Raw genomic sequence first — 6,933 nt, 5'->3', positions numbered from 1 at the left:
GAACTCAACGGGCACGCCGTCGCCGCTGTCCGTGCGCAGCTTGCCGCCCACCCGCTGACCACCGGCCTACACGTGGCCGCCGCCGTCACCGACGTGCTGCGGCCAGGCGACCAACTCGTGCTGGGCGCCTCCAATCCGGTGCGCGACGTGGCGCTGGTGGGCCTGAACCCGCACGGCATCGAGGTGCGTTCCAACCGCGGGGTGGCCGGCATCGACGGGACGGTGTCCACGGCGATCGGGGCTGCGCTGGCTCACGACCCGACCGGTGGCCGCACCATCGCCCTGATCGGTGACCTGACTTTCGTCCATGACAGTTCCGGCCTGCTGATCGGGCCGACCGAGCCGGTACCGACCGACCTGACCATCGTGGTGTCGAACGACAACGGCGGCGGCATCTTCGAACTGCTCGAGCAGGGCGACCCGCGGTTCTCCGACCTGTCCGCCCGGGTGTTCGGCACTCCACACGACGTCGATGTCGGCGCGCTGTGCCGCGCGTACCACATCGACAGTCGCCAGATCGAGGTCGACGCACTGGGCGCCGCACTCGACGAGCCGGCCGCCGGACTGCGGGTGCTCGAGGTCAAAGCTGACCGATCCTCGCTGCGGCAGTTGCACGCTGCGATCAAGGCCGCCTTGTGAATCGACTCGCCGGTGCCCTCGCGGCGCTGAAAGCCTGGTGGCGCATTCTCATTCACGGCCGCAGCGGCGAGTTTCCCAACACCCGCGGGCACCGCGCCATCCGTTGGGCCCGCATCGGGGTGCTGATCGTGGCCAGTCTGATCACGCTGCAGTCGTTGCTGCTGGTGGCCGGTGCCGTGCGCAATGACTTTGCCATCAAACACAATATGGGTGTCGCAGAGGCCGAGGTGCTCAGTGCCGGTCCGCGCCGCTCCACCATCGAGTTCGTGACGCCGGACCGGGTTACCTACCGGCCCGAGCTCGGCGTGCTGTATCCGTCCGAATTGGCAACGGGCATGCGGATTTACGTCGAATACGACAAGCGCAACCCCAATCTGGTTCGGGTGCAACACCGCAACGCCAAGCTGGCGATCATCCCGGCGGGATCCATCGCGGTGCTCGGCTGGCTGATCGCCGCCGCGGCTCTGACCGGCCTGGCCTACCTGGACAAGCGGCTGGATCGTCAGCTGGCCAGCGCGTCGAGCCAGCCCGGATCTTGAGTGTCGACAACACTTCTGGTGTTCAGGTCGTAGATGGTCGGGGTGCCGGGGTTGTCCGGGCTCGCCTCCTTGAGGCGTGCCTTGTTGGAGTCGTTGACCGCGGCGGTGTCGACCACGTTGTCGCCGGCTGCGATCCGGTCGGCCACCACGTCGGGCAATCCGCTTTCGCGCGCCATCGCTGCGACGGCGTCGTTACTTGGGCCGTCAGCACTTTGATGGTGGTAAAGGTCTTGCACGAAAGCCTGATACGCCGTCGGCGATGCAGCCGGGTCGGCCGCCAGGAACAGTGCGTTGACGAGGCGGGCCGACACGTCGTTGTGATGCCTGCCGTCCAGGAACGTCATCCAGCGATACGTGACCGCCACCCGGCCGCTGGCCAACGCGGCGGCCAATCGGTCGCCGTCGGTCGACTCGAACTCGGCGCAGTGCGGGCATTGCGGTTCGCAGAAGATCGCCAACTGAACCGGGGCGATCCCCGATCCGACCAGCACACCGTCGCCGTCGAGGGTTCGCGGCACGTCGGCGTGCGCGGTATTCGTGGTGAACATCACCAAGACCAGCATGGCCGCCAATACGCCCAGGTAGGACCGCATTGTCAGAGCCCCCTTTGGGTCAGAGTTCGTGTCGAGTACGCCAGTCGGTAACCATATCGACAGTCGACGCTGCCACCGTGATGGTGTGCGAGTAGCGATTGTCGCGGAATCCTTTCTCCCGCACGTCAACGGCGTGAGTAACTCGGTGATCAGAACACTCGAGCATCTTCGCCGCACCGGCCACGAAGCCCTTGTCATCGCGCCCGATACCCCGCACGGCGAGGAGCCCGCGGATCGTATCTATGACGGTATCCGGGTGCACCGGGTGCCGTCCTGGATGTTCCCGAAGGTGACCACCCTGCCGTTGGGCCTCCCGATGCCACGGATTCTGCGGGTGCTGCGCGGATTCGAGCCCGACGTCGTGCATTTGGCGTCGCCCGCCCTGCTCGGCTGGGGCGGGGTGAAGGCGGCCCGTCGGCTCGGGGTGCCGACCGTCGCGGTGTATCAGACTGACGTGCCCGGTTTCGCGGCCAGCTATGGGATCGGCATGACCGAGCGGGCGGCCTGGGCGTGGTTCCGCCATCTGCACCGGATGGCCGACCGCACCCTGGCGCCATCCACCGCAACGATGGAATCGCTGGTTGCTCATGGCATTCCGCGGGTCCATCACTGGGCGCGCGGTGTCGACATGATCGGCTACGCGCCGTCGGCCCGCGACGAGGCCCTGCGGCAGCACTGGTCGCCGGACGGCAAGCCGATCGTCGGATTTGTCGGTCGGCTGGCGCCGGAGAAGCATGTCGAGCGGCTCACGCCGCTGGCCGCCGCCGGCAACGTGCAGGTGGTCATCGTCGGCGACGGCGTCGACCGCGCCAAACTTCAATCGGCAATGCCCACAGCCGTTTTCACCGGCGCACTGTACGGCGAGGAACTCGCCACGGCGTACGCCAGCATGGATGTCTTCGCGCATGCCGGTGAGCACGAGACGTTCTGCCAAGTCGTGCAGGAAGCCCTGGCCTCGGGCCTACCGGTGATCGCTCCCAATGCCGGTGGACCGCGCGATCTGGTGACGCCGTGGCGTACCGGATTGCTGTTGGAGGTCGAGGAATTCGAAGCGCAACTGCCCAACGCGGTCGCCCACCTGCTCGAAGAACGGCAGCGATACTCGGTGGCCGCCCGTAAGAGCGTGCTCGAGCGCAGCTGGCCCGCCATCTGCGACCAGCTGCTCGGCCACTACGAGGCGGTGCTGTCGCCGATCGCCCGGGCGCGCATGGAGCGCCGGCAACACGCTCAGGGGCAGTGAGCTAGCCCTGCGCCAGCTCAGCGACCGACTGCCACTGCTCCCAGGTACGTAGCCGCTGCTCGTAGTCGGCCTTCGCCAGTCCCAACGGCGCGTCGCCGAAGAACACCCGCAGCGGCGGTTCGTCCGCATCGACGACCTTGAGCACGGCTGCCGCCGAGGCTGTCGGATCGCCCGGTGCCGCCCAACGAGTTTTGCGTACCTTCTCGTTCTCGGCGCGTAGGTCGGCATAGGCCGGCAGCGGCTCGGCCGTGCGTGACGACGACCCGGACCAGTCGGTGGAGAAACCGGCCGGCTCGATCAGCGTGACGTGCACACCGAACGGCGCGACTTCCTGCGCCAGCGCCTGGGAGAAGCCTTCCAGCGCCCACTTCGACGCGTGGTAGATGCCGACATTGGGGAACGCGACGATGCCGCCGATCGACGACACCTGGATGATGTGGCCGCTGCGCTGCTCGCGCAGGTACGGCAACGCGGCCTGGGTGACCCACAGTGCGCCGAAAACGTTCGTCTCGATCTGATCGCGGGCATCCTGCTCGGACAGCTCCTCGACGAAGCCGAACTGGCCGTAGCCCGCGTTGTTGACCACGACGTCCAAGCGGCCGAAATGGTCGTGGGCCTGCTTGACCGCGGCGAAATCCGCCGCGCGATCGGTCACGTCCAACTGGATCGGCAGAATCGCATCGCCGAACTTGTCGACCAAATCGGCCAATGTCGCGGTGTCGCGCGCGGTGGCGGCGACTTTGTCGCCCCTATCCAGGGCGGCGATCGCCCATTCGCGTCCGAAGCCTCGTGAAGTACCGGTGATGAACCAAACTTTTTCTGTCACGCCGTTGTTCAACGCATCCGTCGGCGTCGCATTCCCGGATTGCCGATAGTGTCGATGGCGTGAACCGCGCAACGCTGGACAAAGACCCCCGTGAAGTGGCGTCGATGTTCGACGGCGTCGCGCGGCGCTACGACATCACCAACACCGTGCTCTCGGTCGGCCAGGATCGGTACTGGCGGCGCGCCACCCGCAACGCGCTGGACATCGGCCCGGGCGAGAAAGTGCTCGACTTGGCCGCCGGCACCGCGGTATCGACGGTCGAGCTGGCCACCTCCGGGGCGTGGTGCGTGGCGGCGGATTTCTCCGTCGGGATGCTCGGCGCGGGACATGCCCGCATGGTGCCGAAGGTGGCCGGCGACGCGACCCGATTACCGTTCGGCGACAACGTGTTCGACGCGGTCACCATCAGCTTCGGGCTGCGCAACGTCGCCGAGCGCGACACGGCTCTGCGCGAGATGGCCCGGGTCACGCGGCCCGGTGGGCGGTTGGTGGTGTGCGAATTCTCCACGCCCACCAATCGGTTGTTCGCCACGGCCTACAAGGAGTACTTGATGCAGGCGCTGCCGCGGGTGGCGCGGGCGGTGTCGAGCAACCCGGAAGCCTATGTGTACCTTGCGGAATCGATTCGAGCCTGGCCCGACCAGCCTGAGCTGGCACACCAGATATCTGCAGCCGGGTGGTCGGCGGTGCGGTGGCGCAATCTCACCGGCGGCATCGTCGCCCTGCACGCCGCCTACAAAGCGCCGCGCTGACTTTCATTCGCGTTGATTCTCGGTCTGGTCCGGTTGTGCTTCGTGTGCAACCATCGGGACCGGTGAGCCGCGAATTTCTTTGGTATATCCCAAATACTGTGTTGTCCGGGCACCGAGGCGACGACACCGTCGATGGCTGGGGCAGCCTGGATTACTCAGTCGAACTGGCGCTGCGCGCCGAGCGGAGCGGCTTCGGCGGCGCGCTGATCGGCACGGGTTGGCGCAGGCCCGACTCGTTTGCCATAGCCACCGCGATCGCCGCACGGACCACGACGTTCGCCCCGCTGGTCGCCATCCGTCCCGGCTACTGGAACCCCGCGCACTTCGCCAGCGCCGCCGCCACCCTCGACCAGCTCAGCCGCGGGCGGCTGCTGGTGAACGTGGTCACCGGGGCCGACGACGCCCGGGCGTACGGCGACGTCGACCTCGACAAGTCGAGCCACTACGACCGGACCCGCGAATTCCTGCAGCTGATCCGTCGATTGTGGCGCGAGGAGGACGTCACCTTCGACGGCGAATACTTCTCCGTCGAACACTCGACGCTGGAGCCGCGGATCTTCGGCGCCGACGACGGCCGTCATCCCACGCTGTACTTCGGCGGCGCATCGGCCGCTGCGGAAGAAGTCGCGGCCGAAGAGGCCGACGTCCAACTGTTCTGGGGTGAGCCACTCGACGGGATCGCCGAACGCATCGAACGGCTCAAGGCGTTGTCCGAGAAACTCGACCGCGAGCACGCGCCGTTGGAGTACGGCCTGCGGGTGACGACGTTGGTTCGCGACACCTCGGAAGAGGCATGGCGCGACGCCGAGGGGAAGGTCGCCGAACTGGCCGGCAAACCGTCGGTGCTGCTGCTGCACGACGCCGGATCGGCGGAGGGGCAGCGACGGCTCAGCGACCTGGCCGGCCGCGGAGAAGTTCTCGACTCCTGCCTGTACACGACGCCGAGTAAATACGGCGGCGAGGGAGCCGGAACGACGTGGTTGGTCGGATCGGCCGCCGAGGTGGCCGCCGCTCTGCAGCATTACCGGGACCTGGGCGTCACGCATTTCATCCTGTCGGACACGCCCTATCTGCCCGAGGTGTCCCGAATCGGCGACCAGGTTCTGCCGCTACTCCGCAATTAGCTGAACGGTTTTCGGCGATCGATCAATCGCGAGGCCAGCCCGCTGCCGCGCCATACCCGCGCCACCCAGTCGGCGTCATCGTCGGTGACCAGGTTGCCCATCACACGCACCGCGATGCCCATCAGCGTCGTCGATCGCATAGCGATCGGGCCCGCCGCGGGCAGGAACCGCGGGAACGTCAGCAACAACCCCAGCCGGCGGGCCACCGAAAACCCTCGGCCGTAATGGGATTGCAGCACGTGCGGCCAGGTCTTGGACAGATCGCCCGAGCCCAACATCTCGACCGCCAGCCGGCCGGTTTCCAGCCCGTAGTCGATGCCTTCGCCGTTGAGTGGGTTGACGCAGGCCGCGGCGTCGCCGATCAGCATCCAGTTCCGGCCGGCCACGCCCGAGACCGCGCCGCCCATCGGCAGCAGCGCCGACGACATCGCACGCGGCTGGCCTTCGAACCCCCACTCGTCCCGACGCAGGTCGGTGTAGTACGACATCAGCGGTCGCAGCGCCAATTCGGCGGGACGCTTCGAGGTGGACAACGCGCCCACGCCGATGTTCACCTCGCCGTTGCCCAACGGGAAGATCCAGCCGTAGCCGGGCAGCACCGCGCCGTCGGGCGAGCGCAGCTCCAGATGTGAGGTCAGCCACGGATCGTCGCCGCGTGGCGTGGTCAGGTATCCCCGCGCCGCGATGCCGTAGACCGTTTCCTGATGCCATCGCCGGCCCAGCACACGGCCCAGTGTCGAGCGGGCACCGTCGGCCACGATCAGCTCGCGACAGCCGACCTGCGTCCCGTCGGCCAGCGTCAACGAAGTCACCCGGGCCGACGAATCATGATGAGCACCAACAACTTTGACGCCGAGTCGCATACGCGCACCGGATTCCTCGGCGACTTTGCGAATCCGGTCGTCCAATTCGACGCGGGCCACCGCGCTACCGGTCGACGGGAACGACGGGCCGGGCCAGTCCACCTCGACCTCGCCGCCGAACCCGCTCATCCGCAGGCCGCGATGCCGGATCCGGGCGTCCAGCCATTCGCCCAGGCCCAGCAGTTCCAGCTCGGCGACCGCACGCGGCGTCAGCCCGTCGCCGCAGGCCTTGTCGCGGGGGAAGCTGGCGGAGTCGATGACGAGGACGTCGTTTCCCGCCCGGGCGGCCCAGCCGGCTGCCGCCGAACCCGCAGGTCCGGCCCCCACGACCACCACATCCGCGCCGAGTTCCACATG

The 6,933-nt window shown here is 67.6% G+C and carries 8 protein-coding genes; 5 read left to right on the top strand and 3 right to left on the bottom strand.

The genetic code is table 11. The features are described 5' to 3' along the window. Both WAN02_RS08595 and WAN02_RS08590 read left to right on the top strand, forming a co-directional pair. Positions 1–639, top strand: a 639-nt coding sequence (locus tag WAN02_RS08595) for a thiamine pyrophosphate-binding protein (protein ID WP_422263732.1), incomplete at its 5' end; no start/stop codon positions are given. A gap of 26 nt (positions 640–665) precedes the next feature. Continuing rightward, positions 666–1,178: a DUF3592 domain-containing protein gene (locus WAN02_RS08590; RefSeq protein WP_422263734.1), complete on the top strand. Its 513-nt coding sequence runs from the start codon at positions 666–668 to the stop codon at positions 1,176–1,178. Here the strand turns inward: WAN02_RS08590 and WAN02_RS08585 are convergent. Continuing rightward, positions 1,142–1,771: a DsbA family protein gene (locus tag WAN02_RS08585; RefSeq protein ID WP_422263731.1), complete on the bottom strand. Its 630-nt coding sequence runs from the start codon at positions 1,769–1,771 to the stop codon at positions 1,142–1,144. The genes WAN02_RS08590 and WAN02_RS08585 overlap by 37 nt on opposite strands. A gap of 85 nt (positions 1,772–1,856) precedes the next feature. Here WAN02_RS08585 and WAN02_RS08580 point away from each other — a divergent pair, with 85 nt between their 5' ends. Further along, positions 1,857–3,011, top strand: a complete 1,155-nt coding sequence (locus WAN02_RS08580; protein WP_422263730.1) for a glycosyltransferase family 4 protein — start codon at positions 1,857–1,859, stop codon at positions 3,009–3,011. A gap of 1 nt (position 3,012) precedes the next feature. Here WAN02_RS08580 and WAN02_RS08575 read toward each other — a convergent pair whose 3' ends face one another. Beyond that, the gene (locus tag WAN02_RS08575; RefSeq protein ID WP_422263729.1) at positions 3,013–3,837 is read right to left on the bottom strand and encodes an SDR family oxidoreductase; all 825 of its coding nucleotides are present in this window, start codon (positions 3,835–3,837) and stop codon (positions 3,013–3,015) included. Positions 3,838–3,896: 59 nt separating this feature from the next. Here WAN02_RS08575 and WAN02_RS08570 point away from each other — a divergent pair, with 59 nt between their 5' ends. Both WAN02_RS08570 and WAN02_RS08565 read left to right on the top strand, forming a co-directional pair. Next, entirely contained in the window at positions 3,897–4,589 is a 693-nt protein-coding gene (locus WAN02_RS08570) for a demethylmenaquinone methyltransferase (RefSeq protein ID WP_422263728.1), read from the top strand. Positions 4,590–4,651: 62 nt separating this feature from the next. Then, complete coding sequence (locus WAN02_RS08565) at positions 4,652–5,713, top strand: LLM class flavin-dependent oxidoreductase (RefSeq protein ID WP_422263727.1); 1,062 nt, start codon at positions 4,652–4,654, stop codon at positions 5,711–5,713. On the opposite strand, the gene menJ is transcribed toward WAN02_RS08565, so the two are convergent. Next, complete coding sequence (menJ, locus tag WAN02_RS08560; RefSeq protein WP_422263733.1) at positions 5,710–6,930, bottom strand: menaquinone reductase; 1,221 nt, start codon at positions 6,928–6,930, stop codon at positions 5,710–5,712. The two genes, WAN02_RS08565 and menJ, sit on opposite strands and share 4 nt — an antisense overlap. Positions 6,931–6,933: the final 3 nt, after the last annotated feature.

Origin of the sequence: Mycobacterium sp., assembly GCF_049281135.1 — a bacterium.
GTDB lineage: Bacteria > Actinomycetota > Actinomycetes > Mycobacteriales > Mycobacteriaceae > Mycobacterium.
This window is presented reverse-complemented; position numbering and strand designations above follow the sequence as displayed.